The organism is Sphingomonas dokdonensis, from assembly GCF_002197685.1.
In the GTDB taxonomy this organism is placed as follows: Bacteria; Pseudomonadota; Alphaproteobacteria; order Sphingomonadales; family Sphingomonadaceae; genus Sphingomonas; species Sphingomonas dokdonensis.
In genome coordinates this window covers 66982-93008 of record NZ_NBBI01000001.1, presented here as the reverse complement: position 1 = coordinate 93008, position 26027 = coordinate 66982, and the positions used below count along the sequence as shown (strand labels likewise).

At 66.9% G+C, this 26027-nt stretch carries 23 protein-coding genes; 16 read left to right on the top strand and 7 right to left on the bottom strand.

Annotation, left to right across the window (positions count from 1 at the left end; translation table 11 throughout):
* The first annotated feature begins 60 nt into the window (after positions 1–60).
* Entirely contained in the window at positions 61–945 is an 885-nt protein-coding gene (locus SPDO_RS00355) for a mechanosensitive ion channel family protein (RefSeq protein ID WP_088365497.1), read from the top strand.
* Positions 946–1092: 147 nt separating this feature from the next.
* Positions 1093–2400, top strand: coding sequence for a nicotinate phosphoribosyltransferase (gene pncB / locus SPDO_RS00350; RefSeq protein ID WP_088365496.1), 1308 nt, complete (start codon positions 1093–1095; stop codon positions 2398–2400).
* 6 nt (positions 2401–2406) lie between these two features.
* Here pncB and SPDO_RS00345 read toward each other — a convergent pair whose 3' ends face one another.
* Together SPDO_RS00345 and SPDO_RS00340 are read right to left on the bottom strand one after the other, a co-directional pair.
* On the bottom strand, positions 2407–3570 hold the full coding sequence (locus SPDO_RS00345) for an acyl-CoA dehydrogenase family protein (RefSeq protein WP_088365495.1): 1164 nt from the start codon (positions 3568–3570) through the stop codon (positions 2407–2409).
* Positions 3567–4337, bottom strand: a complete 771-nt coding sequence (locus tag SPDO_RS00340) for an IclR family transcriptional regulator (RefSeq protein ID WP_088365494.1) — start codon at positions 4335–4337, stop codon at positions 3567–3569. The genes SPDO_RS00345 and SPDO_RS00340 overlap by 4 nt, the downstream gene beginning before the upstream one ends.
* Positions 4338–4439: 102 nt before the next feature.
* Between SPDO_RS00340 and SPDO_RS00335 the strand changes: the two genes are divergently transcribed.
* The 5 genes from SPDO_RS00335 (at position 4440) to SPDO_RS00315 (ending at position 10073) form a co-directional block, all read left to right on the top strand.
* Positions 4440–5354, top strand: a complete 915-nt coding sequence (locus tag SPDO_RS00335) for an SDR family NAD(P)-dependent oxidoreductase (RefSeq protein ID WP_088365493.1) — start codon at positions 4440–4442, stop codon at positions 5352–5354.
* A gap of 11 nt (positions 5355–5365) precedes the next feature.
* Positions 5366–6544, top strand: a complete 1179-nt coding sequence (locus SPDO_RS00330; protein ID WP_245828934.1) for an acyl-CoA dehydrogenase family protein — start codon at positions 5366–5368, stop codon at positions 6542–6544.
* A 1-nt stretch (position 6545) separates the two neighbouring features.
* Positions 6546–7748: a CoA transferase gene (locus SPDO_RS00325; protein WP_088365492.1), complete on the top strand. Its 1203-nt coding sequence runs from the start codon at positions 6546–6548 to the stop codon at positions 7746–7748.
* A gap of 95 nt (positions 7749–7843) precedes the next feature.
* The gene (locus tag SPDO_RS00320; protein ID WP_088366264.1) at positions 7844–9490 is read left to right on the top strand and encodes a S10 family peptidase; all 1647 of its coding nucleotides are present in this window, start codon (positions 7844–7846) and stop codon (positions 9488–9490) included.
* 106 nt (positions 9491–9596) lie between these two features.
* The gene (locus tag SPDO_RS00315; protein WP_088365491.1) at positions 9597–10073 is read left to right on the top strand and encodes an OsmC family protein; all 477 of its coding nucleotides are present in this window, start codon (positions 9597–9599) and stop codon (positions 10071–10073) included.
* A 77-nt stretch (positions 10074–10150) separates the two neighbouring features.
* On the opposite strand, the gene SPDO_RS17335 is transcribed toward SPDO_RS00315, so the two are convergent.
* Positions 10151–10768, bottom strand: a complete 618-nt coding sequence (locus SPDO_RS17335) for an SWIB/MDM2 domain-containing protein (protein WP_425441893.1) — start codon at positions 10766–10768, stop codon at positions 10151–10153.
* On the opposite strand from SPDO_RS17335, the gene SPDO_RS00305 reads away from it, so the two are divergent.
* Positions 10761–13880: a helicase-related protein gene (locus SPDO_RS00305; protein ID WP_088366262.1), complete on the top strand. Its 3120-nt coding sequence runs from the start codon at positions 10761–10763 to the stop codon at positions 13878–13880. The genes SPDO_RS17335 and SPDO_RS00305 overlap by 8 nt on opposite strands.
* Positions 13881–14001: 121 nt before the next feature.
* On the opposite strand, the gene SPDO_RS00300 is transcribed toward SPDO_RS00305, so the two are convergent.
* Positions 14002–14211 (bottom strand): hypervirulence associated TUDOR domain-containing protein, encoded by a 210-nt coding sequence (locus SPDO_RS00300; RefSeq protein ID WP_088365490.1) that lies wholly within the window; start codon positions 14209–14211, stop codon positions 14002–14004.
* 194 nt (positions 14212–14405) lie between these two features.
* Here SPDO_RS00300 and SPDO_RS00295 point away from each other — a divergent pair, with 194 nt between their 5' ends.
* Positions 14406–15701 carry a YihY/virulence factor BrkB family protein gene (locus SPDO_RS00295; protein ID WP_088365489.1) on the top strand — a complete coding sequence of 432 codons (1296 nt, stop codon included), beginning with the start codon at positions 14406–14408 and terminating at the stop codon, positions 15699–15701.
* A 29-nt stretch (positions 15702–15730) separates the two neighbouring features.
* Here the strand turns inward: SPDO_RS00295 and SPDO_RS00290 are convergent, their stop codons facing one another.
* Positions 15731–16822, bottom strand: coding sequence for a serine hydrolase (locus tag SPDO_RS00290; protein ID WP_088365488.1), 1092 nt, complete (start codon positions 16820–16822; stop codon positions 15731–15733).
* 536 nt (positions 16823–17358) lie between these two features.
* On the opposite strand from SPDO_RS00290, the gene SPDO_RS00285 reads away from it, so the two are divergent.
* Positions 17359–17868, top strand: coding sequence for a Ros/MucR family transcriptional regulator (locus SPDO_RS00285; RefSeq protein ID WP_088365487.1), 510 nt, complete (start codon positions 17359–17361; stop codon positions 17866–17868).
* A 54-nt stretch (positions 17869–17922) separates the two neighbouring features.
* Here SPDO_RS00285 and SPDO_RS00280 read toward each other — a convergent pair whose 3' ends face one another.
* Positions 17923–18474, bottom strand: coding sequence for a lipocalin family protein (locus SPDO_RS00280; RefSeq protein ID WP_088365486.1), 552 nt, complete (start codon positions 18472–18474; stop codon positions 17923–17925).
* Between the two features lie 113 nt (positions 18475–18587).
* On the opposite strand from SPDO_RS00280, the gene SPDO_RS00275 reads away from it, so the two are divergent.
* The 4 genes from SPDO_RS00275 to SPDO_RS00260 all read left to right on the top strand — a co-directional run bounded on the left by SPDO_RS00275 (position 18588) and on the right by SPDO_RS00260 (position 22230).
* Positions 18588–19796: an acyl-CoA dehydrogenase family protein gene (locus SPDO_RS00275; protein ID WP_088365485.1), complete on the top strand. Its 1209-nt coding sequence runs from the start codon at positions 18588–18590 to the stop codon at positions 19794–19796.
* Positions 19793–20161, top strand: a complete 369-nt coding sequence (locus SPDO_RS00270; RefSeq protein WP_088365484.1) for an EthD domain-containing protein — start codon at positions 19793–19795, stop codon at positions 20159–20161. Before SPDO_RS00275 ends, SPDO_RS00270 begins: the two co-directional genes overlap by 4 nt.
* Before the next feature lie 40 nt (positions 20162–20201).
* A complete protein-coding gene (locus tag SPDO_RS00265; RefSeq protein ID WP_088365483.1) occupies positions 20202–21323 on the top strand; it encodes an acyl-CoA dehydrogenase family protein in 1122 nt (373 codons plus the stop codon).
* 109 nt (positions 21324–21432) lie between these two features.
* Entirely contained in the window at positions 21433–22230 is a 798-nt protein-coding gene (locus SPDO_RS00260; protein ID WP_245828931.1) for a Coq4 family protein, read from the top strand.
* A 102-nt stretch (positions 22231–22332) separates the two neighbouring features.
* On the opposite strand, the gene SPDO_RS00255 is transcribed toward SPDO_RS00260, so the two are convergent.
* Positions 22333–23316: a hypothetical protein gene (locus SPDO_RS00255; RefSeq protein ID WP_088365481.1), complete on the bottom strand. Its 984-nt coding sequence runs from the start codon at positions 23314–23316 to the stop codon at positions 22333–22335.
* A gap of 321 nt (positions 23317–23637) precedes the next feature.
* On the opposite strand from SPDO_RS00255, the gene recF reads away from it, so the two are divergent.
* Entirely contained in the window at positions 23638–24681 is a 1044-nt protein-coding gene (gene recF / locus SPDO_RS00250; RefSeq protein WP_088365480.1) for a DNA replication/repair protein RecF, read from the top strand.
* Between the two features lie 64 nt (positions 24682–24745).
* Entirely contained in the window at positions 24746–26008 is a 1263-nt protein-coding gene (locus tag SPDO_RS00245) for an MFS transporter (RefSeq protein ID WP_088365479.1), read from the top strand.
* Positions 26009–26027: the final 19 nt, after the last annotated feature.

The following is a 26027-nucleotide window of genomic DNA, read 5'->3' as shown; positions in this document are numbered from 1 at the left end:
TTGCCCGTTGTCGGCGAACCTTTCCGCCTTTGTGCGTTCTTTTATGAAAGGGAGCCGCCGATGAACGTGATCAATATTCTGCTGCGCCGCGTGCAGGAGCTGGCCGCCGAGTTCATCCGCCTCCTGCCGCAGCTTTCCATCGCGATCTTCGTGATCGGCGTCACCTACATCCTCGCACGCTTCGCGCGCCGCTTCGCCGAGCGCCTGCTCGGCCGCACCGAGCTGCGCGGCTCGCTGGTCAATCTGTTCGAGACGCTCATTGGCGTGCTCATCTGGGTCGTCGGCCTCCTGATCGGCGCCTCCATCGTCTTTCCCGGTGTCACGCCGGCGAACATCCTCGCCGTGCTCGGCCTCGGCTCCGTCGCCGTCGGCTTCGCCTTCAAGGACATTTTCGAGAATTTCCTCGCTGGCATCCTCATCATGCTGCGCAAGCAGATGCGCATCGGCGACGTGATCGCGTGCGAGGATGTCGAGGGCCGGGTGGAGATGATATCCTTGCGCGACACGCACCTGCGCCACCTGTCCGGCGAGATCGTGATCGTCCCCAACGCCTACCTCTTCAAGAACCCGGTCACCGTCGTCACCCAGCGCGCCATCCGCCGCCACACCGTCGACGTCGGCGTCGCCTATGACGTCGATCTCGAGGCCGCGCGCGATGTGATCCTGGAGGCGGTGAAGAGCTGCGACAGCGTCGCGGCCGATCAGAAGGTGGAGGTTTACGCCAAGGAGTTCGGCGACAGCAGCATCAACTTCCTGGTGCGCTGGTGGGCCGGCTCCAAGCCGGTCGACGCGCACGTCAGCCGCGACCAGGTGGTCCGCGCGATCAAGCGTGCGCTCGACGATGCCGGCATGGAAATCCCGTTCCCCTATCGCACCCTCACCTTCAAGGAAGCGCTGCCGATCAAGCGCAGCCAGGCCGAAAACGGCGCCGAAAACGACGACTGATTTCGACCTGGCCACGTCGCATGCATGCGTGGCCGATCTTCTCCGCAAACAGGCCGATCATCTCCGAAGGCAGGCCGCTTCATGGTGGCGTGCGGCCGATCGTCACCCCCGGTGGAACGAAGCACCTGCCTCGCGCAATCCCCTGCCATGACGCTCACCGATCTCGCCACCCGCACCTACAATCACAGCTTCCGCCTCGACCCGATCGTCCGCAGCCTGCTCGACACCGATTTCTACAAGTTGCTGATGTTGCAGCTAATTCACTCGCGCCACCCCGACGTTGAGGTCACCTTCTCCCTCATCAACCGCACCCGCACCGTCCGGCTCGCCGACACGATCGACGAAGCGGGCTTGCGCGAACAGCTCGATCACGCCCGCACCCTGCGCTTCACCAAGCAGGAACTGATCTGGCTCGCCGGCAACACCTTCTACGGCGTCGAGCGAATGTTCGGTCCCAAGTTCCTGGAATGGCTGGCGGACTTTCAGCTCCCCGCCTACGATCTACGCGTCGTCGACGGCCAGTTCGAGCTCAGCTTCACCGGCCCCTGGGCGGCCGTCACCATGTGGGAGATCCCCGCCCTCGCCATCGTCAACGAGCTCCGCTCCCGCGCCGCCCTCCACCACCGCGGTCGCTTTGCCCTCGACGTGCTCTACGCCCGCGCGAAGGCGCGGCTTTGGGAAAAGGTCGAGCGTCTGCAAGCACTTCCCGACCTTGTCTTGTCGGACTTCGGCACCCGCCGCCGCCACGGCTTCCTCTGGCAACGCTGGTGCGTCGAGGCGCTGAAAGAAGGCCTCGGCCCCCGCTTCATCGGCACCTCCAACGTCCGCCTTGCCATGGACGCCGATCTCGAAGCGATCGGCACCAACGCCCACGAACTCCCGATGGTCGCCGCCGCGCTCGCCGATACCGACGCGGACCTCGCCCGGGCACCCTATCAGATACTCTCAGAATGGCAGGAAGATTATTCGGGTAACCTGTTGATCGTACTGTCAGATACCTACGGCACCGCAGCCTTCCTGCGCGACGCGCCGGACTGGGTAGCGCGCTGGACCGGCTTCCGCCCCGACAGCATGCCGCCGATCGAGGGCGGCGAGCAGATCATCCGCTGGTGGCAGGAGAAGGGTGAAGATCCCCGCACCAAGCTGCTGATCTTCTCCGACGGTATGGACATCGACAGCATCGAGGCGACCTACCACCATTTTCACGGCCGTGTCCGCATGAGCTTCGGTTGGGGCACCAACCTGACCAACGACTTCCGCGGCTGCGATCCCAGCGGCGACGACGCCGCGCTCGCCCCGCTGTCGCTCGTCTGCAAGGTTACGCGGGTCAACGGCCGTTCGGCGGTCAAGCTGTCCGACAACCCCGCCAAGGCGACCGGCGATCCGCACGAGATCGCCCGCTACCGCCGCGTCTTCGGCACGCCCGACCAGTCCGCGCGTCCCGTGCGGGTATGACCCCGCTCAGAAGCTGCGCGGCATCCCCAGCACATGCTCGCCGACGAAGCTCAGGATCAGGTTCGAGCTGATCGGCGCAACCTGATAAAGACGCGTTTCCCGGAACTTGCGCTCGACATCATAGTCAGCCGCAAAGCCGAAGCCGCCATGTGTCTGAAGGCACGCGTTCGCCGCCTTCCACGACGATTCCGCCGCCAGATGCTTAGCCATGTTGGCCTCAGAACCGCACGGCTGGTGCGCATCGAACAGCCGGCAGGCCTCGTATCGCATCAGGTCCGCCGCCCGCACTTCCATATACGCCTGCGCGATCGGAAACTGCACGCCCTGGTTCTTGGCGATCGGACGGTCGAACACGATCCGCTCCGACCCATATTGCACGGCGCGCTCGACGAACCAGTATCCGTCGCCGATACATTCGGCCGCGATCAGTGCACGTTCCGCGTTAAGTCCGTCCAATATGTAGCGGAAACCCTGGCCTTCTTCCCCGATCAGGCTATCGGCGGGCAGCTCCAGATCGTCGAAAAAAACCTCGTTGGTCTCGTGATTGACCATGTTGCGGATCGGCCGGATCTCCATACCCTTGCCGATCGCCGCCTGCAGATCGACCAGGAAGATCGACAGGCCATCCGCCTTCTTCTTCACCTGATCAAGCGGTGTCGTGCGTGCCAGCAGGATCATCAGGTCGGAGTGTTGAATGCGGCTGATCCACACCTTCTGCCCGTTGACGACATAGCTGTCGCCGCGCCGCTCCGCCCGCGTCTTCAGCTCGGTGGTATTGGTGCCCGTCGTCGGCTCGGTCACCGCCATGGATTGCAGCCGCAGCGCCCCGCTGGCGATCTCAGGCAGGAAACGTTGCTTCTGCGTCTCAGATCCATGCCGTAAGAGCGTGTTCATATTGTACATTTGCCCGTGGCAGGCACCCGAATTGCCACCCGCGCGGTTGATCTCCTCCATGATGATCGACGCTTCGGTCAGCCCCAGCCCCGCCCCGCCGTAGCTTTCGGGGATCAGCGCCGCCATCCACCCTGCCTTGGTCAGCGCCTCGACGAATGCCTCGGGATAGGCGCGCTGGTCGTCCACCTCGCGGAAATAGCTGTCGCCAAATTCGCGCACGAGCGCGCGAACGGCGTCGCGGATCTCGGGAAAATCATTGCGAGCGGCGGGGATCATGCACGAACCTTTCTGATCGGCTGCGGCTGTTTTTGGTCGAGCGCCGCGATGTCTGCGGCCAGTTGGCGGAGCGCGCCGGCCAGATCGGCGAACTCGCCATCGGTGCGCGACCCGGCGAACACGGAGGCGGAGACGCACAGCCCGTGCGCATCGTCGGGCAGCCCCACCGCAATCGAGGCGATGCCGGCATAGCTCAGCCCATCGTCCACGCCATAGCCCTGCGCGACTGCCTCGGCGACCTGCGCGGCATAATCCTCGAACCCGATCGGTCGCTGCCAGCGCACCGCGGCGAAGCGCCGCGCCAACTCGTCGCGCCCGACACGTTGTGCGGCCGCCAACGCCCGTCCAACGGCGCCGCTGCCGATCGGCTGGCGCTGCCCCTCTTCCATATGGATCCGCGTGGCGGCGACGCTCTGCCCCAGCGCGACCAGCTGCAACCGATCGCGCCCGGTTACCCGCCACAAGCCGATCGGCGCATGCCACACGCGCGCGGCGCGCTCCAGCAACGGTCGCGCGCGCGCTACCAGCCGCGTCGAGCGATCAAGATCGCTTGCGGCGATGTCCGACCATGGCGGCGACAGCGCGTATCTCTTACCGTCGCCCAGCGAGAGCACCCCCTCGCCGACCAGCGTGCGCAGCAGCCCGAGGCAGCTCGACGGGCTGATCCCGCAGCTCGCCGCCACTTCCGACAGCGTCAGCGCCCGCCCGTCCGCCAGCGCACGGACAATGGCAAACGCCTGAACGACGGAGGGCACCGGAGAACTCATGCCTGATCCATAAACTTCATTGGACTGAAACTGCAATGCGCCATCTTGAAATGAGTGCTCGTGCGCCGTAACCCGTCATCCAACAGTTTCGGGAGGTGGAGCATGGGCATTCTCGACGGCAAGGTCGTGGCCGTCACCGGCGCAGGCCGCGGCATCGGGCGAGAAATCGCCCTGTTGTGTGCGCGTGAGGGCGCCGCGGTGGTGATCAACGATCCGGGTGTCGGCGGCAGCGGCGAAGGCGGCGAAGCGGGCCCTGCCGAGCAGACCGCGGCGGACATCGTCACCGCCGGCGGCAAGGCCGTTGCGAACCTCGCCAGCGTCGCCGATCCTGCCGCCGCTGCCACGATCGTCGAGGATGCGGTGAAGCAGTTCGGCCGCATCGATGCGGTGGTGAACAACGCCGGCATCCTGCGCGACTCCATCTGGCACAAGATGAGCCACGAGGATTGGCGCGCGGTAATCGACGTTCACCTCAACGGCGCGTTCAATGTGTCGAAGGCCGCCACGCCGTACTTTCGTGAGCAGCAGTCGGGCAGCTTCGTCCACTTTACTTCGACCAGCGGGCTGATCGGCAACATCGGCCAGGCGAATTATTCCGCCGCCAAGGCCGGCATCATCGGCCTGTCGCAATCGATCGCGCTCGACATGGCGCGCGCCGGCGTCCGGTCGAACTGTATCGCGCCCTTCGCCTGGAGCCGCATGACCGCCTCGATCCCGGCCGAGACGCCCGAGGCGAAGGAGCGGGTCGCGCGCCTCCAGACGATGAGTGCCGACAAGATCGCGCCGCTCGTCGCCTTTCTGGCGTCCGACCTGTCGAAGGACGTCAGCAACCAGATCTTCGCCGTGCGCAAGAACGAGATCGTTCTGTTCTCCAAGCCGCGCCCGATCCGCTCGATGACCAAGCTGGAAGGCTGGTCGGCGCAGGCGATCGCCGATGAGCTGATCCCCTCCTTCCGCCCCAGCTTCGCGCGGCCTGACGAAGTGTCGGCGCACGTCTTCCCCTACGATCCGATCTGAGGTTCCCACGCATGAGCACGCTCAATCCCGGCATGGATGCCGAAACGTTCGACCAGTTCATCGACCAGCTGCGCCGCTACGTGCGCGATCGGCTGATCCCGGCCGAAAAGGACATCCTCGAAACCGATCGCATCCCTGCCGACATCTTGGGCGAGATGCGCGACATGGGGCTGTTCGGGCTGACCATCGCCGAGGAATATGGCGGCGCGGGGATGAACACCTATCAGTACACCCAGACGATCCGCGAGCTGGCCTATGCCATGCCCTGCTTCCGATCGATCATCTCGATCACGGTCGGCATGGTCAATTCGGCGCTGCGAAATGGCGGCACGGAGGAGCAGAAGGCCAAGTGGCTGCCGCAGATGGCCGAGGGCATGGTCACCGCCTTCGGCCTGACCGAGCCGGGCTCGGGCAGCGACTCCGCCGGCATGCAGACCATGGCGGTGAAGTCGGGCAACGGCTGGGTGCTGAATGGCACGAAGCGCTACATCACCAATGCGCCTGACGCGAAGATGGCCGTCATCATGGCCCGCACCTCGAAGGAGGCGTTGCCCAAGAACGCGCACGTTTCCGCCTTCATCGTGCCGATGGACACGCCAGGCATCACCGTCGGCAAGTCCGACAAGAAGATGGGCCAGGCCGGCACGCATATCGCCGACATCATCCTGGAAGACGTGCAACTCCCTGCCGACGCGTTGCTCGGGCTTGAGGAAGGCAAGGGCTTCGTCACTGCGATGAAGAGCCTCGACAACGGCCGCCTCTCGGTTGCCGCGGCATCGATGGGCTATGCCCGCCGCGCGGTGGACTCGGCGCTGCGCTACGCCAGCGAGCGCAAGGCGTTCGGCGAGCCGATTGCCAATTTCCAGCTGATCCAGCAGATGCTCGCCGAAAGCGACATCGAGATCTACGCCTCCGAAACCATGCTCGCCGACTGCGCCCGCCGCGTCGATGCGGGCGAGCCGGTGTTGCGCAAGGCAGCGGCGACCAAGGTCTTCGCGTCCGAATCCTGCGGCCGCATCGTCGATCGCGTGGTGCAGATCTATGGCGGCGCGGGCTATCTCGCCGAATATGATGCCGAGCGTTTCTTCCGCGATGCGCGCATCTACCGCATCTACGAGGGCACGACGCAGATCCTGCAATTGCAGATCGCCAAGCACATGCTGCGCGAGTTCGCCGCCGGAGTGAATTGAGATGTACAACCTCCTCCCCGGCCTGACCGTGATCGAGGCGTCGTCGTTCGTCGCCTCGCCCACCGCAGGGCTCTATCTCGCGCAGATGGGGGCGGAGGTGATCCGCGTGGACCAGATCGGCGGCGGGCCAGACTTCCGCCGCTGGCCGGTCACGCAAGGCGGCGACTCGCTTTATTGGGAAAACCTCAACCGCGCGAAGAAAAGCCTCGCGCTCGATCTCGGCCGACCGGAAGGACGCGAACTGCTTCAGGCGCTGGTGCGGGCGACCGGGCAGTTCGTCACCAACTTTCCGGTGAAGGGCTTCCTCGCACACGACACGCTGGCTGAGGGTCGCCCGGACCTCATCACCGTACGCGTGATGGGCTGGGCGGACGGCAGCCCCGCGCTCGACTATACCGTCAACAACGCCGTCGGCTATCCGTTGCTGACCGGCGCCGGGCCGGAGCCGGTCAACCACGTTCTCCCCGCATGGGATCTGCTCACCGGCGCCTATGCTGCCTTTGCGCTGATGGCCGCGCTGCGCCGACGCGACGCGACTGGCGAGGGTGGCGAGATCCGGATCCCGCTGTCCGACGTCGCAATCGGCACCGTCGCCAATCTCGGTGGCATCGCGGAGGTAATGAACACCGGCACCGATCGCCCGCGCCTCGGCAACACCGTCTTCGGCCTGTTCGGGCGCGACTTCACCACGCGCGACGGCAAGCGCACGATGATCGTCGTCGTCACGCATCGCCAATGGGCGAACCTCGTCGCCGCGCTGAACCTCGGCGACGCCATCGCCCGCATCGAAGCGGAGCGCGGCGTCAGCTTCGCCAAGGACGATGGCCTGCGCTTCACGCACCGCGACGCGCTGTTCCCACTGTTCGAGGCGGCCATATCGGCGCGCGACCATGCCGACCTCGCCGCCGCGTTCGACGGGGGCGGCATCGTGCACTCCGCCTACGGCACCATGGCCGATGCCGTGCGCGATCCCCGGCTGGTCGGCGAAAACCCCATCTTCGGCACTGCGGCGGACCCTAGCGGCACCCGCTACCCCGCCGCCGGCGCCTTCGCCACCATGCCCGCGGAGGAGCGCCGCCCGCCTGCCCCCGCGCCGCGCAACGGCCAGCATAGCGAGCAGGTGCTCGCCGACACGCTCGGTCTGTCCTCGGGCGAAATCGCGCGGCTGTTCGACGCCGGCATTGCCGGCGGTTCTGGGCGATAATCACATAACGATTGCTGCTCGGGCGGCTGAACGGTTGCGCCTCACGGAAAACAGGTCAATCATGATGGCCTAATTTTCCGCAAAAAGAGTTGTTTGTGACCAAGCACTTCCTCCTCGCGCTGATCGCCACCACCACCCTTTCCGCCCCTCTCGCCGCCCAGGACAAGCCCGACGCCAAGCAGCCGCCCGCCCGTAGCCACGCGGAGGTGATGAAGGCCGAGGCAGAAGAGGCATGGGCCAAGGCGCCGGTCGAGGAAACCGAGACGCGCACCCGCGACAGCGTCACCATCAACGGCAAGCGCTACAATTACGTCGCCTCCGCTGGTACGCTGACGACCCGCGACAACGAGGGGAAACCGACCGCCTCGATGTTCTACACCGCCTACACGCTCGACGGAACGAAGCCGGGCACGAAGCGGCCGATCACCTTCCTGTTCAACGGCGGCCCCGGCTCGCCCTCCTTCTGGCTGCGTATGGGCTCCTTCGCCCCGATCCGCATCCGCACAACCAATCCCGAATTCGTTCGTCCGGCGCCCTATGATGTTGACGCCAACCCCTATTCGCTGCTCGACAAGACCGATCTCGTCTTCCTCGACGCAATCGGCTCGGGCTATTCGCGTCCGCTCGGCGATGCGAAGCCCGGCGATTTCTACGGCGTCGACGAGGATGTCGACGTCTTCGCCCGCGCGATCATGCGCTATGTGACGAAATACGGCCGCTGGATGAGCCCGAAGTTCATTCTGGGCGAAAGCTACGGGACGCTGCGCGCGGGCGCGCTCGCCTATCAGCTGCAGGATCGCGGCATGGCGCTGAACGGCGTGATGCTGCTCAGCTCGATCATGAACTACGGCTATCGTCAGCCGGGGCTAGATCAGGTCTATCTGAACTATCTGCCGAGCTACGCCGCGACCGCCTGGTACCATAATCGCCTGCAGAACCGCCCGGCCGATGTCACCACGGTCGTCGCGCAGGCGCGCGCCTTCGCCACCGGCCCGTATATGAGCGCGCTCGCCAAGGGACAGCTGATCTCGCCGCAGGAGCGCGACCAGGTCGCGGAGCAGATGAGCCAGCTGATCGGCATCAGCCCGGAATTCATCAAGCAGAACAACCTACGCATCGATCTGTCGCGATTCCGCAAGGAGCTGCTGCGCGGCTCAAACCGCACCGTTGGGCGCTTCGACTCACGCTACCTCGGCATCGACACCGATGCGGCGGGCGACAGCCCCGAAACCGATGCATCGTCCGACGCCATCTCGGGCGCGTACATCGCCTCGTTCCAGGATTATCTGCACTCGAAGCTCGGCTATCAGACCGACCTGCCGTATCGCCTGTCGGCCCGCGACGGCGCGGGGTTCAAGTGGAACTGGGCGCACAAGGCGCCAGGCGGCGGCTACGGCAGCCAGAACAATCCCAACACCGCGGTCGATCTCGCCGCCGCGATGCGCACCAATCCGTACCTCAAGGTGCTGTCGCTCAACGGCTATTACGACATGGCGACGCCGTTCTTCGGCACGGAGAACGATCTCGGTCACATGATGCTGGATCCGACGCTCCAGCCGAACCTGCGCTACGCTTATTATCCCGCCGGCCACATGACCTATCTGAACCCCGATGCGCTGCGTCAGATGAAGCAGGATCTCGCCGGCTGGTATGACGAGGCGGTGAGCGATGCCCGCTCATCCACCCCGCCCGTGCCGCCATCGAGCCAGCCGGGCACCGCAACCGGCGAAACGCCGAACTGACGGCATTAACAGCGAGCGGCGGCGTGTTCCTGCAACGCGCCGCCGCTCGCGTCGGCCACGACGCCGCGATAAACACGCGCTTCTGCCACCGCAGCGGAGCGCCGGAATGAAATTTCACCAGTACAGCCTCGATCTGGCATGGACCGGCAACACCGGTGAGGGCACGCGCAGCATTGCCGGCTATGCGCGTGACCACCGCATTTCTGCGCCGGGCAAGCCGCCGATCCATGGCTCGTCCGATCCCAGCTTCCGCGGCGATCCGGCGCGCTGGAACCCCGAGGAACTGCTCGTCGCCTCCCTGGCGGCTTGTCACAAGCTCTGGTATTTGGGGCTATGCGCGGGTGCCGGCGTGGTTGTCGAGCGTTACGGCGACCAGCCGACCGGCGTCATGGTCGAGGAAGCGGACGGCGGCGGCCGGTTCGACAGCGTCACGCTGCGCCCGCATGTTCTGGTATCGGCCGCATCGGATATCCAGGCCGCGTTCGCCTTGCACGATCAGGCGCACGCCTTGCGCTTCATCGCGCGCTCGGTGAACTTTCCGGTGCGTCTCGAGCCCGTGGTGACGGCGTTACCGCACGGCTAACTGTTACGCCGCGCAGTCCAACGGACGAGCTCGCAACGGCGTGCCACCAGCGGATGACACGCCCTATTGCGCAAAGCTCAGTCCTTCTTGGCGGACAGATGCTTGCTCAGATGCTTGTTCATCTCGAACATGCTGACCGATTTCTTGCCGAAGATCTTCTCCAGCTTGTCATCGGCATTGATCTGGCGACGATCCTTCGCATCCTGAAGATCGTTCTTCTTGATGTAGTCCCACACCTTGCTGACGACTTCGCTGCGCGGCAGGTCGTCCTTGCCGACGATTTCGGCAAGCTCGGGCGATGGTGTCACCGGCGCGGTGATGCCGCCGCGTGCACCGCCGGCGGGCTTGCCCGTGGCTTTCACCTTCTTTTCCGCAGCCTTGGTTTCGTCCTTGCCACGCTTTTCTGCTGTTCGGGCCATCACGCTCTCCTCGCTTCCGCCACTATCAGCCTGTTTAAGCCACATGGCTAGGCGAAGTTCCGCCGCCCTGACTCTTATCTGTTGCGCGCGACCGCCGGCACCCGCCCAATCACTCATGGTCTGCCCATTCCGCAATGATGCGGGAACGCCGCGGCCCGCCGCCCGTTCGAGCGGACTTGCCATCGTGGATGCTGCCCCTGGAATGTCCCAAACGCCCCATGCGAACGCTTCCACCCTGCCGCCGTTCGGCGATCTGCCGCCATCGCCGATGAGCATAGCGGAAACCGCCGCGGCGATCGCCCCGCTTCTCGCATCGAAGGACGTGATCGTCGCGGTGGCGGACGAGACGCGCGCCATTGCGCTCACCCGCATGCTGGCGGCCATGATGCCGGACGCGACCGTTCTGTTCTGCCCGGGCACCGATGCGCTGCCGGGCGACGAGGCCCCGCCCTCCCCCGCCAATGTCGGCCAGCGCGTCTCGGCGCTCCGCGCGCTGCGCCAAACGCTGGCGGCGAAGAAGCGCCCGCATGTCGCGCTGGTGACATCGGGCGAGGCGCTGGCGCGCGCCTATCCCGCTCCCGATTCTTTTGACGTCAGCCCGCCGTCGGTTGCGGTGGGCGAGCCTTGCGATCTTGCTGCCTTGCATGAGGAGCTGATCGCGCTCGGCTACTTCGTCGACGAACGCGTGGACGAGCCGGGCGAGGTCGCATTGCGCGGCCAGGTGTTAGACATATTCCCCGCCGACGTGGAATCGCCGTTGCGGATCGAGGCTGCCGATGGCGTCGTCACTGGCCTGCGCTTCTACGATCCCTTCGACCAGCGCAGCATCGACGATGTGGTCCGGCATGAGCTTGGCCGCGTGGCCGAGCCACCGCTGGGCGACACGCGCGTCACCTTGCTCGATCACCTGCCAGACGCGGTCATCGCCATCACCGATCGCGCCGACGAGCGCCGGCGACGGCTGCTGGCGCTGAGCAGCGACGCGGCCAGGCGTGGCAGCCGACGCGCTGCGCGCGACATCGTCGATGAGGCAAGCTGGGCCAAGGCGCTGGATGGCCGCAGCACCGCGCCGCTCGAGCCTGAGGGTGAATCGCCAGCCCGTTTTGTCGAACAACGCTCCCCGCTCGCCGCCTTTGCCAAGGTCGCCAGGCAGGCGCAGGCGGATGGCGACCGGCTGGTGCTGCTCGGCAGCGAGCGCGACCTGCGCTTCCTCACGCGGCGGGTCGAAAAACGCGTCGAATCGGCGGCGGAGCTTGCCCGCGACTGGCCGGCGATCGCCAAAGCACCCGCCGGCACGTTCCTCACGCTCGCCGCGCCCGCTGATCGTGGCTTCCGGCGCAAGGGCGTGCTCGCCGTCGCCGCGGCCGATCTGCTCGGCAGCCGCGCCGATCGACAGGATGGCGCCGCAAACCGCGTCGATCTCTCCTTTGTTCAGCTGTCGGAGATCCGCGTCGGTGACACCGTCATCCATGAGGATCACGGCATCGGCGTCGTCGCCGGCATCGAGCCGCTGCCCGGCGCAGACGGCTCCGGCGGCGACACCATCAAGCTCACCTATGCCAAGGACGCCGTGCGCCTGGTGCCCGTCGCCGAGACGGATCGCCTGTGGCGCTATGGCGCGGAGGACGATGCCGTCACACTCGACACGCTCGACGGCCGCACCTGGCAGGATCGACGCGGCGAGATCGCGGTGGCGATCGCCGATACCGCGCGGCAGTTGACGCAGCTCGCCGCCGAGCGCGAGGACCACACCGCCCCCGTGCTCGATCCCTCACCCGCCGCCTATGAACGGTTCGCCGCCGGCTTCCCCTTTTCCGAGACCGCCGACCAGCTCACCGCGATCGAGGCGGTGCGCAGCGATCTTGCCTCCGGGCGGCCGATGGACCGGCTGGTCATCGGCGACGTTGGCTTCGGCAAAACCGAGGTGGCGCTGCGCGCCGCCGCAATCGCTGCGCTCGCCGGCAAGCAGGTCGCGCTCGCCGCGCCCACCACCGTGCTCGCGCGTCAGCACCTCGAAACCTTCACCGCCCGGTTCGAGGGTACAAAGATCGCGGTCGCCGGCCTGTCGCGCCTGTCCAGCGCGGCGGAAAAGCGCCGGGTCAAGGCCGGGCTGGCCGACGGCTCGATCCAGATCGTCATCGGCACCGGCGCCGTCGCGGGCAAGGGCGTCACCTATCCCGATCTTGCGCTCGTCATCATCGACGAGGAGCAGCGCTTCGGTGCGGCGGACAAGAAAAAGCTGCAGGATCTCTCCGCCGGCCACATCCTCACGCTGTCGGCCACGCCGATCCCGCGCACGTTGCAGACCGCCCTCGTTGGTCTGCGGCAATTGTCGGTGATCGCGACCCCGCCCGCGCGCCGCCAGCCGATTCGCACTGCCGTATCCGCCTTTGCGCCCGCCACGCTGCGCAGCGCCCTGCTGCGCGAGCGGGCGCGGGGCGGGCAGAGCTTCGTCGTCGTGCCGCGCATTGCCGACATGGCGCCGCTCGCCGAACAGATCGCCAAGCTGGTGCCCGAGCTCGAGCTGCTTCAGGCGCACGGCAAGATGCCCGCCGCTGAAATAGACGAGACGATGGTGCGTTTCGGCCGCGGCGACGGCGACGTGCTGCTCGCCACCAACATCATCGAGGCGGGGCTCGACGTACCGCGCGCCAACACGATGGCGATCATCCACGCCGATCGTTTCGGCCTCTCGCAGCTGCACCAGCTGCGCGGCCGCGTCGGGCGCGGGCATCGCCGTGGCCAGGTCCTTCTGTTCACCGACGCCGATGACGCCATCTCGCCGCGCACGCTGAAGCGACTGCGCACGCTTGAGGCGTTCGACCGGCTCGGCGCCGGCTTTGCGATCAGCGCACGCGATCTCGACATGCGCGGCGCCGGCGACCTGCTGGGCGATACCCAGGCCGGCCACATGCGGCTGATCGGCGTCGAATTGTATCAGCAACTGCTCGAAGACGCGCTGCGCACCGAGCGTGGCGAAACGGTGGAGCGCTGGACGCCCGAACTGCACCTCGGCCTCGAAGGGCGCCTTCCCGAAGACTGGATCCCCGAAGAGGATCTGCGCATTACCCTCTACGCCCGCCTCGGCCGGCTGCGCAGCGATGCCGACCTCGACGCGTTTGAGGCCGAGCTGGAGGATCGCTTCGGCGACCTGCCGGAAGACGCCGCGCTGCTGATGGCGGTCGCGCGGGTGCGCGAGCGGGCGCGCGGACTGGAGATCGCCCGCATCGATGCCGGCCCCGCTGCGATCGCGCTCACCCCGCGCGCAAAGAGCAAGCAGGCTGCACAGATCCCCGGCTTGATGGAAAAGGACGGTCGCCTGCTGCTGAAGGAGGCATTGGACAGTTCGTCGGATCGGTTGGAGCGACTGACCGCGTTACTCGCCTGAGGCAGCGCTACGTCCGGCTAGCCGCGAATGGGGTGTCGTCGTACCGGCACCCACCTAAGATGCAGAGAGGCGCCGGTCTCGTGGCGACAGCCCGGCGGCCGCCTCCCCGCTTATCATCTGCTTATGCCTTCTTCAGCGCGTCCGGCTTGTGGACCGCTTCCTTGCCTGTCTTGTCGCTCTTGACGCGATATTGCGGCTCGTCCTTGGTGGCTTTCACTTCGTGGCCGCCGACCTTCGTGGTGCTCGTCACCTTGCGCACCACCTCGCCTTTCGTCTCACCCTGCGGCGTATTCCATTTCACGTGATCGCCGGCCTTCAGCGTCTTGGTCATCGCTTGATCTCCGCGCCGGTTTTCAGGCCGGCCTTCCGCGCCCGACCCTGATTAGCCGGATGCGAGATGGAAACGCGCGGTTCTCCGGGCCGGTTGCTGCTGCCTCTACGGGCACTTTGCACCGCGTTCAGCACAAACGCGTGGGAACGTCATCGCCGCCGGCCGGTTCGTTACGGTGATGATCCGGAGGACGAATGGCCGTCACCAGCCAAGCAATAGCTAACCGACATGAAGGGCGCGACGCCGCGCAGCCATGGGCGATCCCGCCTGGCGGGTGGAAGGAAGTCGCCGTGCGCGCCTGGAAGGAAGCGGGGCAGGATAATATCAGCCTCGTCGCCTCGGGCGTCGCCTTTTGCGGTATCCTCGCTATGGTGCCGCTGCTCGGCGCGATCGTGCTCAGCTACGGCCTCATCGCCACGCCCGAAACGGTGATCGATAATGTGCGTGCGCTCACCCAACTGATGCCGGCCGATGCCGCGCGGCTGATCGGTGAGCAACTGGCGAATGTCGTATCCACCTCGGACGGCAAGAAAGGCTTCGGCCTGCTCATCGCGCTCGCCATCGCCCTGTACGGCGCGATGAAGGGTGCGACGGCAGTCATCACCGCACTCAACATTGCGTATGACGAGGAGGAGACGCGCGGCTTCGTGAAGCTCAACCTGCTGGCGCTCGCCATCACCGCGAGCGCGGTCGTCAGTGCGGTCGTTGCGGTGATCGCGATCACGATGATGGGCGCGCTGGAGCACCTTTTCCCCGCCTTGCCCGGTCCGCTGCTGGTCGTCAGCAAGATCGTATCGTACCTGGCGGTGGCCGCCGTCGGCGCCGGCGTGGCGGCAACCTTGTACCGCTTCGCCCCCAATCGGGAGGGCGCGCGCTGGGTCTGGCTCACCCCCGGCTCCGTGCTTGCCGCCTTGTCCTGGCTGCTCATGACGCTCGGCTTCGGCATCTACGTCGCCAATTTCGGCAGCTATGATGCCACCTATGGGTCGCTCGGTGCCGCCGTTGTGCTGCTCACCTGGCTCTACCTGTCTGCCTATGTTCTGTTGCTCGGTGCCGAGTTCAACTGCGAGCTCGAGCGCCAGACCGCACGCGACACCACCACCGGCGCGCCGCTCCCGATGGGTACGCGCGGTGCCTTTGCCGCCGATACGGTGGCAGGCGGCACCGATGCCGATCCGGCGACAGACCCCACGGGCCGCTCGGCGCAGCCGCATTCGCGCCAACCCACCACCGGGGCGGCGCGCACCGAGCTGACGCTCGGCCGCAATCTCGATCGCGCCGTTCGCTTCGGCACGATCGGCAAGGTCGGCCTGATCCCCTCCGTGTTCGCCACGCTTGGCCTCACCCTGCTGGGCAAGCGGGACAAGGCGGCGCTCGGCATCACGCTGATGGCAGCGGCGGGCGGACTCAAATGGCTCACCCGTCCAGCAGCACCCTCGATGGCATCCCCCCCGGAGCCGCCCCGCCCCGCGCCACCGAACCGCTTCTGACCGCAGCAGCCGCCGATCGGGCGACTGGCTCAATCGTCGTTGTGCGCCGCTACGATCGCCCGCGACACATTGCCCATCAGCCGCATGCGGGCAGGGATTGGCTGCCGCGTGCTGGCGATCATCACTGCCACGGCATAGCGGTGGCCATCCGGCGCCACGAGCAGACCGACGTCGTTATAGCCAGTCGACAGGCTGTTCAGGTCCTGCCCCGTGCCCGTCTTGTGCGCCAGCGACCAGCCGGGCCGAAGCCCGGATTTCAGCCGCAGCGGCCCCGTCTTGCTCGCCCGCATCAGTGATAGCAGCTTGTCGGTCGACGCCGGCTTCAGCAACTTGCCCTGCGCCAGCAGCGCGATACCCAGCGTCACGCCATTGGCGGAGGCGCCATCGATCGGATCGGCGAGATAGCGGTCCAGCGCCTTCTTGCGCGCAGCATAGCTCATGGCCGCACGCGCCTGCAGGAAACCCCAGCCGCCCGCCCATTCTGGCCGCCACGTCAGCCCCGCCGTGCGCGCCTGGAGCAACCGCTCACCGGGACCGAAGGTGACGCCCCTGACGCCCTTATCGGCCAGCATCCGGCGCACGGCCTCGGGGCCACCGACACGCCACAGCAGCACGTCGTTCGCGGTATTGTCGCTGCGGGTCATGGCGCCGCTCAGCAGCGCGCCCACCGTGGTGCGATAGCCATCGCCCTTTACCAGCGGGCGGATCGGCTGGTGAAAGACGGTCAGGTCTGATCGGCGAACCGTGACGGGATCGTCCAGCGTCAGCCGCCCTTTCTCCACCGCGTCCATCACCGTGATGCCGACCCACAATTTGCTGACGCTCTGCTGCGGCCGCGGCTTGTCACCGGCCCACGCGACCACCCAGCCGTCATCCACGTCACGCACGGAAATGCCGACATCCCCATCGAAGCTTTGCCCCAGCGCCTGTACCGCATTCAGCAACGCCGCCGGCGCCTGGGGCCGCTCGGGGGCCGGCCGGGGCGCCGGGCGCGGCGGCGGCGGACGTCGTACCACTGGCGGCGGCGCAGGCGCGGCGACCGGCGGCGCGGCGGGCACGCAAGCGGCAAGAATGCTCGTTGCGATAACCGCACCGAGCGCATTAAGGAACTTAACGGACATGAGCCTCCCTTTGCCCACCTGCTAGGGATCTGGGATCGCAGGAGAAAGGGCGTCCGCTCCATCCACCGCGAAAGGAGCGGCGTTCATCGCACGCGCGCTTTTCGAGCCGCTCGGCGCGACGATCGCGCGCTGTGGACCGACACAGAAAATGGGTCCGTCATGCTACGACCGCGCAACCAACTGGTTTTGAGTACTCTTTATCGGACATTATGTCCGAAAATAAACCCGTAATTGTGTCTGGCAGAGGAACTTTCGTACCAGCTCGCTTCTTCTTACCCCAATCCTCTCTCAGCCGGATCAACTTGCCGTTATCAGCAGAGCGGATTTGGCAAGTGCTTCTGCCCTTGTTTCCACTTTGGGAATTTTCGTAACGCAGTTGAATAATTAGGTTCTTGCCAGATGACGGTTAACCAAGGAAAACGAACCTCCTCCTGAGCAGTAATCAGGACAAAGTGTTCGGATTCTAACCGTTGGTGAACGTCAGCATCGTGTAAGTCCCTACTACTCCCCCTGCTTACCTTCCGATAGAAAGAGCTATGACTGACAAGCCTGATGACGACAGCACCCTTCTTGCAACTGAACTGACCATCGCGTGGCTCGCCAATCCGAACACGCGCGTCGATGTAAACGATGTGCCGGCGGTCCTTGCCTCGCTCTACGATGCGGTCCGCAACCTCGGAAAAGCACCGGAGTCCGACGACGCTGAGCCGGTCGACGCGCCCGAGCACAAGCCGGCGGTCAGCGCCCGCAAGTCGCTCGCCGACCCCGAATTCATCATCTCGATGATCGACGGCAAGAAGTATCGCAGCCTCAAGCGTCACCTGAATGCGAACGGCCTCTCTCCCGACGAATATCGCCAGCGTTACGGACTCAAGTCCGATTACCCGATGGTTGCGCCCGGTTATTCGGCCGCTCGTCGCGAAGTCGCCAAGAAACTGGGCTTGGGCCGCAAGCCCGGCACGAAGATCACCAAATCGGGCAACAAGGCCGCTTCTGCGAAGAGCGGACGCGCGGCACCTGCCGAAACGGCCGATCTCGCCGATTGATTGAACGGCAAGGCGGGGTTTGGGCGCCAGCCGCGCAAACCCTGCCCCGCCCTGCTACGGCTGCTGCGTCCGCCGGATCTTCGACACGTCATAACCGAGCGTCCGCGCGCGCTCGCGCAGCATGTCGACCGTCGCCTCGCCCGGCTTCTTCTCGCGTGTCAGCGCCCAAAGATAGCGGCCGGACGGTTCGCCGACGATCGACCAGGCATAATCGTCGTCATGATCGAGCACCCAGTAATCGCCGCTGATCAGCCCGAAGAACGTCACCTTCAGCTTTGCGTTGGTGGCCTGATCGACCACCTTTGCTTTGCCGGTTGATGATTTTTCCTGCCCGCCGAGCCCGCCCTTGCGGCCACGATTGACCACACGGATCGATCCGTCGCTGTTGCGGAAGTAATCCGCCGTCACAGCCTCCATCCCCTTTTCGAACGGCGCCTCGTAGCGGAACTGTTCGTACCAGCGGCCGAGATACCGCTGCAACTCGACCGGCTTGGCCGGCTCGGGCACCGCAGCATTGCCGCGCTGCCGCGCTCTGGCAACGGCCAGCCCGCCGACGATCAGCGCCGGAATACCGATCGCCGCAACGGCGGTGACTTTCCTGTTCATCGCACATCCTTTCCCGCAATTGCCCGCGATGTGCAGGCGACTTGCCCATCCAACGCGTGAAGGCGGCGCGATGTTGCTGTTGACGCTCCCGACATCGTGGGTGACGCTACGGCATGGATCTCGCGCTTTCCCCGGCCGAACAGGCCTTCGCCGCGGACATTCGCCGCTTCTTCAGCCAGGAATATCCGCAAGACGTGCTCGCGCTCGTGCGCGACGGACGAAAGCTGACACGCGACGATCACGTTCGCTCGCAGCAGGCGCTGAACGCCAAGGGATGGCTTGGCGTCGGCTGGCCGGCCGAGCACGGCGGTCCCGGCTGGACGCCGGTCGAGCGCTATCTCTTCGAACAGGAGCTGGAGCTCGCCGGCGCGCCGTCGATCATCCCGATGGCGGTCATCTATATCGGCCCGATCATCTGCGCGTTCGGCACGCCCGAGCAGCAGGGCCGCTGGCTGCCCGACATTCTCGAATCGCGCGCGATGTGGGCGCAGGGCTATTCCGAGCCGGAGTCGGGCTCCGACCTGGCCTCGCTGCGCATGAGCGCGGTGCGCGACGGCGACGATTACGTGCTGAACGGCACCAAAATCTGGACCTCGGGCGCGCATTGGGCCGACTGGATCTTCTGCCTCGTCCGCACCGAAAAGTGCGAACGCAAGCAGGACGGCATTTCGATGATCTGTGCCGACATGCGCACGCCGGGCATTACCGTCCATCCGATCATCTCGATCGACGGCGCGCACGAACTCAACCGCGTCGAGTTCGACAATGTGCGCGTGCCCGCCGCCAACATGATCGGCGAACCGGGCAAGGGCTGGCACTATGCCAACGTCCTGCTCGCCGCCGAGCGCGTCTCCTATGCGCATATCGGCCGCAAGCGCGCCGACTTGGCCGAGCTCCGCCGCGTCGCCGCCACCATGCCGGGCAGCGTTGCGGCAACCATGGCGGACGAGCCGCTGTTCGCCCGCCGCGTCGCGCTCGCCGAGATCCGGCTGAACGCCGTCGAGATGTCGGTGCTGCGCGTCCTGTGCGGCGATGCCGCCCCCGCCGCCGTTTCCGCGCTCAAGATCGCCTGCACCGAGCTGGCACAGGAGATCACTGAATTGTGGGTCGAGCTCGCCGGGCGGGATCGCGCGATCGTGGCCGATCGCACCCGCGCCGATTGGCGCGACGCGGCGCCCGAGGCCGCGCCCTTTGCCGTGCCGCGCACCGCCTCCTACCTTTTCGAGCGCGCCCAGACGATCTACGGCGGCGCCACCGAGATCCAGAAGACGATCGTGTGGCGCGCACTCGATCGCGCGAACGCGGGGATCGCCCGGTCATGATCAAGCTCACCTTCTGGCTCCGCCGCCACGCGGATCTCTCGCTTGAGCAGTTCCAGGCCTATTGGCGCGATCACCACGCCCCGCTGGTGGCGGAGGTCGCGCCGCTGCTGCGCATCCGCCGCTATGTGCAAAGCCACAGCTTCGCCGATCACCGGCTCGCCGGCACCGCCGACGCGCGCGGCGCCACCGTCCCGCCCTATGATGGCGTCGCCGAGCTGTTCTGGGACAGCATCGATGATCTGGTGGCGGTGAACGACAGCAAGGATGCGCGCGACGCCGGTCGCCGCCTGCTGGAGGACGAACGCAATTTCATCGACCTGGCGCAATCGCCCCTGTTCTGGGTGCGCGAACATCACATCGTCTGATTGACCGGCAACGGCCAGCACAGCCCCAAGGAGAGGCGGCATGGATTTCAGCTTCACACCCGAACAGGAACAGCTACGCGCATCGCTCGCCGCCTATCTGCGCGATCATCACGATTTTGCGGCGCGGCAGGCGGCGGTCGCATCCGAAAGCGGCCGCAACACCGCGCTGTGGCACGGTCTTGCCGACCAGCTCGGCCTCCTCGCGCTGGGTGGTCCCGACGCGCCTGATCCGTTCGACCTGCTCGTCGTCATGCAGGAACTCGGCGTCGCGCTGGTGACCGAGCCGTATCTGGAATCCGCCATCACCAGCGCCACGCTGCTGCGCCACAGCGGCACGCAGGCCGCCGCCGCGCTGTTGCCGCGCATCGCGTCCGGCGCGGCGGTGGTGGTCCTCGCCGACACCGAACGCGGCGCCCGCCTCGGCGCCCCACCGCACCACACCCGCGCGGACCGTAGCGGCGACGGCTGGCTGCTCGGTGGCGCCAAATCGACGATCATGGCCGCCCCTTGGGCGACGACCCTGCTCGTCACGGCCCAGACGGCCGACGGCACCGCCGTCTTCGCCGTCGATCCACACAGCGACGGCGTCACAATGTTCCCCTACCGTACGATCGACGGCCGCCGCGCCGCCGACCTTCGCTTCGACGCGGTCGCCCTCACCGAAGCGCAGTTGGTCGCCGCGCCTGACATCGCCGCCACCGCCATCGAGCACGCCACCGACGCCGCAATCGCCGCCCTCGCTGCCGAGGCGCTCGGCGTCACCCGCCGCATCCTCGACGATACCATCGCCTACACGCGCGACCGCCGTCAGTTCGGCCAGTCGATCGCCGGCTTCCAGGCGTTGCAACACCGCATGGTCGACATGTTCATGAAGATCGAGGCCGCCACCTCCGCCACCTATCTTGCCACCATGAAGCTAGGCGCGCCGCCGCGCGAGCGAACGCTCGCCATCTCGGGCGCCAAGGTGCTCGTCGGCGAGGCCTGCCGCTTCGTCGGGCAGAATGGCGTGCAGCTCCACGGCGGCATGGGCATGACCGAGGAGCTCGCCGTCGGCCACTATTTCAAGCGCGCCACGGTAATCGAAGGCCTGATGGGCACCAGCGACGATCACCTAGCCCGCTACATGGCCACCGCCGCCACGCCGCAGCCTGCCGCCGCCTAGCATCGGCATCCCCCGCGCCGAGCGCAAAATCTCGCCCGAACCTCACGGCCCCATTGACGACCACCGACACCGGCTTTATTTACAGCCGTGTCAGTAGGAGTCGATGAACATGGCCGCTAAGCTTCCCCCATTCCCCGGCAGCACCGGCCGGCGCGACTGGAACACCGCGTTCGACGCGATCAAGAAGCTGCTGAACAACGGCGATGATACGGTTCAGGTCTTCCGCATCATGCGCGCGCTGAATGTCGGCAGCACCGAATGGGGCTATGCCAAGCTGCTTGGCACCGAAGAAGGCGGCCGGATCGCGCGCGAACAGGCCGAATTGTCGGAGCGCTTCTCCGATCGCGCCTGGGTTGACAGCTTCGCGCCCGGCACCGTCGGCGCCGCCTATCGCGATTTTCTCGACAGCACCGGCTATTCGGCCGACGGCCTCGTCGCGGTCAGCCGCGAAGGCAACGATAACGTCGAGGTTGATCATCCCTATGCGTGGTTCGGCCGCCGCACGCGCGACATCCACGACATCTGGCACGTGATGACCGGCTACAAGGCCGACGAAAGCCTCGGCGAAGCCGCGCTCGTCGCATTCAGCTATGCGCAGGTCGGCGGGGCCGGCTGGGCCTTCATCGGCTCGGCCGCCGCGCTCAAGAGCCTGCGGATCACCGGCAGCACGCTCTTCGCCCGCGCCGTGATGGAGGGCTATCAGCGCGGCAAGGCGGCCAAGTGGCTCGCCGGCGAGGATTATCTGAAGCTCATGCACGAGCCGCTCGGCGCCGCCCGCAAGCGCCTCGGCCTGACCGAGCCGGTGCTCTACAAGCGCGCGCAGGCAGAACTCGGCGACGAAATGGCCTCGTATCTCAGCCAGCGCCGCGAAGAAGCCGTCGCCGAGCCGGAACGCCTCGCCGCCTGATCCTGCGCCGGGAGGGAGGTCAGCCCTTCCTCCCGCGTGCTCCTTGTCCCGGCAATCGCTGCGGATCGTCTCTCGACGCCGCTCACGGCGTTGTTCCACGCGCTAACCTTGTGGCGGCGTGGTCGCAGTGGTCGGTGCATTTCCTGCCGCAGGAGCCGACAGAACAGGCGCCACGACCATATCCTCGCTTGCCGCGGGGGCGGACAGAGCGGGTGCGACGACCATGTCCTCGCTCGGCATGGCCGCCGGTGCAGCGGGTGCGACGATTACCTCTTCGTCGGATATCGGCGCCGCCGCGGCGGGCGCGCCAACCGCGACGTCGGCGGGCGCAGCAGCCGGCGCAACACCGGTGGGCGCAACACCGGCGCCGCCCGGCGATGCGACTGCGGCCGGCGGGGGCACCACGACCGGAATGGCGGTGGTTTGCGCTGCCGGCGGTGCCTTCACCACCGGCTGATAATAGTCGCGCCAAGCGTCATAGGCGGCATAGAATTCGGTAAACGGCCGATCCAGCCGCAGCAGCGACGCGCGGGCAAAGGCGGGCAGATCGGCATCCGCAACCTGCCCGACCTGCGCCACCTCCTCGCGGGCTATCGCGCAAAAGGCTTTCCGCATCGCGGGCTGTGCGTAGAAATTGTAGATGCGCGTCTGGTTGTCGTCATAAACGCGCTGCCAATCGCCCCAACCGGTCGTCTGCCATTCCTTGATATAGGCTTGGTAGTAACGATCGATCACTGCGGCGCGCGTGTTGATCCACGCATTATAGGGCTCGATCACCCCGCCACCGGCCTGGTCGCAGCCGAGCGCGGCGACGTTCAGCGCGTTGCGCAAATGCCAGACCGCGGCCTGATCGGTATTGTCGAGATTGGGCGTGATATACCGGCCGTCGGCACGCTTGGGCGCGCTCTTCATGCCGATATAGCCACCGGCCGGCATCGTCGGTGGCGGCGGCAGCGTCGCCACCACCGGCGGCGGCTTCACCGGGGCAGGCGCCGTGGCGCAGCCGGATACGGCCAGCGCCAATCCGCCCAACAGGCCCCAGCCGACGGTCGCGCGCATCGTCATCGTCTCACCCACATCATGCATCGCCGCGCGCTTAGCGGGCTCTAGCTGAATGTCACAAGAATGGCGGACGGCCTCGTTCCCCGCCGCGCTCGCACCTATGGGTGCGGCCGGTCGGGCAGGCGTCGCCGATCCAGCCGAATGCAATAACCTTGGCATCATGAGGTGCCTAACCGCTACCCAAGGGCAAATGATCCGGCGCTTTCGCATCGGGTGCCGAGATGAAGCGTCGGCTGAATCACGCCACGTCTTCCCCGCTTCCAGCGCTGCTCGCCTGACGCGGCCGCGCACGGCCGGAAACCAGCCACTTTCGCCCAGGGTGAACCCACAGTAGAGCCGCGCGTGATGATCCGCCGGCTCGTGCTGACCCATGTCCGCAACCATGCGGCGCTGACGCTTGCCCCGGATCCCGGCTTCGTCCTGCTCACCGGCCCGAACGGTGCAGGCAAGACCAATGTGCTGGAGGCAGTGTCGCTGCTCGCGCCCGGCCGGGGCCTGCGGCGCGCCACACTGGGCGAGGTTGCCCGGCGCGACGGTCCGGGCGGGTTCGGCATTGCCGCCACGCTGGACGATATGACCGAAATCGCCACCGGCACGCTGGCCACCTCGCCCGAGCGGCGCGTGGTGCGGATCAACGGCGCGGGCGCCGCCGCCAATACGCTGGCCGAGTGGCTGTCCGTGCTGTGGCTCACCCCGGCGATGGACCGCCTGTTCGTGGAGCCGGCGAGCGAGCGGCGGCGCTTCCTCGATCGCCTGACGCTCGCACTCGCCCCGGCGCACGCCACCGAGGCCAGTCGCTACGACGCCGCGATGCGCGCGCGCAACAAGCTGCTGGCAGAGCCCTATCCCGATCCCGAGTGGCTCACCGCGCTCGAGGGCCAGATGGCACAGCATGGCGCCGCGCTCGCCGCCGCGCGCGCCGATACCGTCGCCGCGCTTACCGCACGGCTCGACCAGACAGTGAGCGGCGATTTCCCGCGCGCCTTCTTGTCGCTCGACGGCTGGCACGACGATGCCGACGCGCTGCTTCACGCCTTGCGCAGCGGGCGCGCGCGTGATGCCGCCGCCGGGCGCACGCTGGTGGGCCCGCACCGCGCCGACCTCATGGTGCGCCACGTCGACAAGGACATCCCGGCCGCTCAGGCCTCTACCGGCGAGCAGAAGGCGCTGCTGCTCGCCATCGTCCTTGCCCACGCCGATCTCGTCGGCGAACGCCGTGGGCAACCGCCGATCCTGCTGCTCGACGAGGTTGCCGCGCATCTCGATCCCGACCGCCGCGCCGCATTGTTCGCCCGCCTCGCCCACCATCCCCAGGTGTGGATGACCGGCACCGAGCCCGCCCTTTTCGCCGCGATCGACGACGCCGCGACCCGCATCGCGCTCGGCTGACGTCGCCCGCCACGGCTCGCCGCATGGGGCTGGACGGCCCCGCTGCCAACGCTACCATCGCGGCATGGAGAGAACCCCACCGCGACCGGCCCAGGCCGGCGAGTGGCGGCTTGGCTGGCCTGTGGTCGCCGCCGCGATGATCGGCATCGGCACCGGCCCCGGCCTGTTCCAGAACCTGTCGAGCCTGTTCATCGCCGGCCCGGTCGAGGAGTTCGGCTGGAGCCGCGGCGACATCGCCACCGCCGCCGGGCTCGGCCTGCTTGGCGGGCTGACCGTGCCGTTCTTTGGCCGGCTGGCCGACCGTGTTGGGGTGAAGGCGATCATCATTCTCGCCATGCTGCTGCTCGGGCTCGTGTACGCCGGCATGGCCTCGCTCAGCGGCCCCTTGTGGCAATATCAGACGCTGATCTTCGGCTTGGCGCTCACCGTGCCGGGCACCAGCGCGATCGTGTACGGCAAGCTGATCGCGCAGCGGTTCGAGGCGCGCCGCGGCATCGCGCTCGGCGTCGCCACCTCCGGCATCTCGATTACCTCGCTGGCGCTCGCCCCCGTGCTGGGCGTGATCATCGCGGATTATGGCTGGCGCGTGGGCTTCGTTGCGCTGGGCGCCATGGTGGTCGCGCTGGCGCTCCCCGCGATCCTCTTTCTCCTGCGGCGCGAGCGCACCGCCCCGACCCGGCCCGACCCCGACGATGCCGCCGCCGCCGTGCCGGTAGAGGGCATGACGGGGGCGGAAACGCGCCGCGACAGCCGCTATTGGCGGCTCGGCGCCACCGCTGCGCTCATCAACATCGCCAGCGTCGGGCTCGTCACCTCGCTTGTCCCGCTCGGCACCGATCGCGGGTTCACGCCCGCCGCGGCCGCGCTGCTCGTCACGTCCTTTGCCGCCAGCCAGGTGGTGGGGCGCCTCGTCATGGGCGCGCTGGTCGATCGCTTCCGGCCACAGGCGACCGCCGCCGCCTTTGCCGCTTTGTCGGCCCTCGCCTTTGTCGGGCTGCAACTCCCCGCGCCCGGCCTGCCGCTGATGCTGGCCTTGGTCTTTCTTGCGGGCCTCATGAACGGCGCGGAGCATGATCTGCTGCCCTATCTCGCCACCCGCCTGTTCGGCCTGCGCGCCTTTGGCGAGCTATACGGCCTGCTCGTCATGATCGGCCTGTTCGGCACCGCGACCGGCATCACCGCCTTTGGTCGCCTGCATGACAGCACGGGCAGCTACAGCGCCGCGCTCGGCATGGCGGCGATCGCGCTCGCCCTCGCCGCGATCCTGTTCCTCAGCCTGCGCGAACGCCCCCTCCCGCTTGTGCAGGCGCACGCCCACCCGGCCTGAGCGCGCATGCCATTTCGCT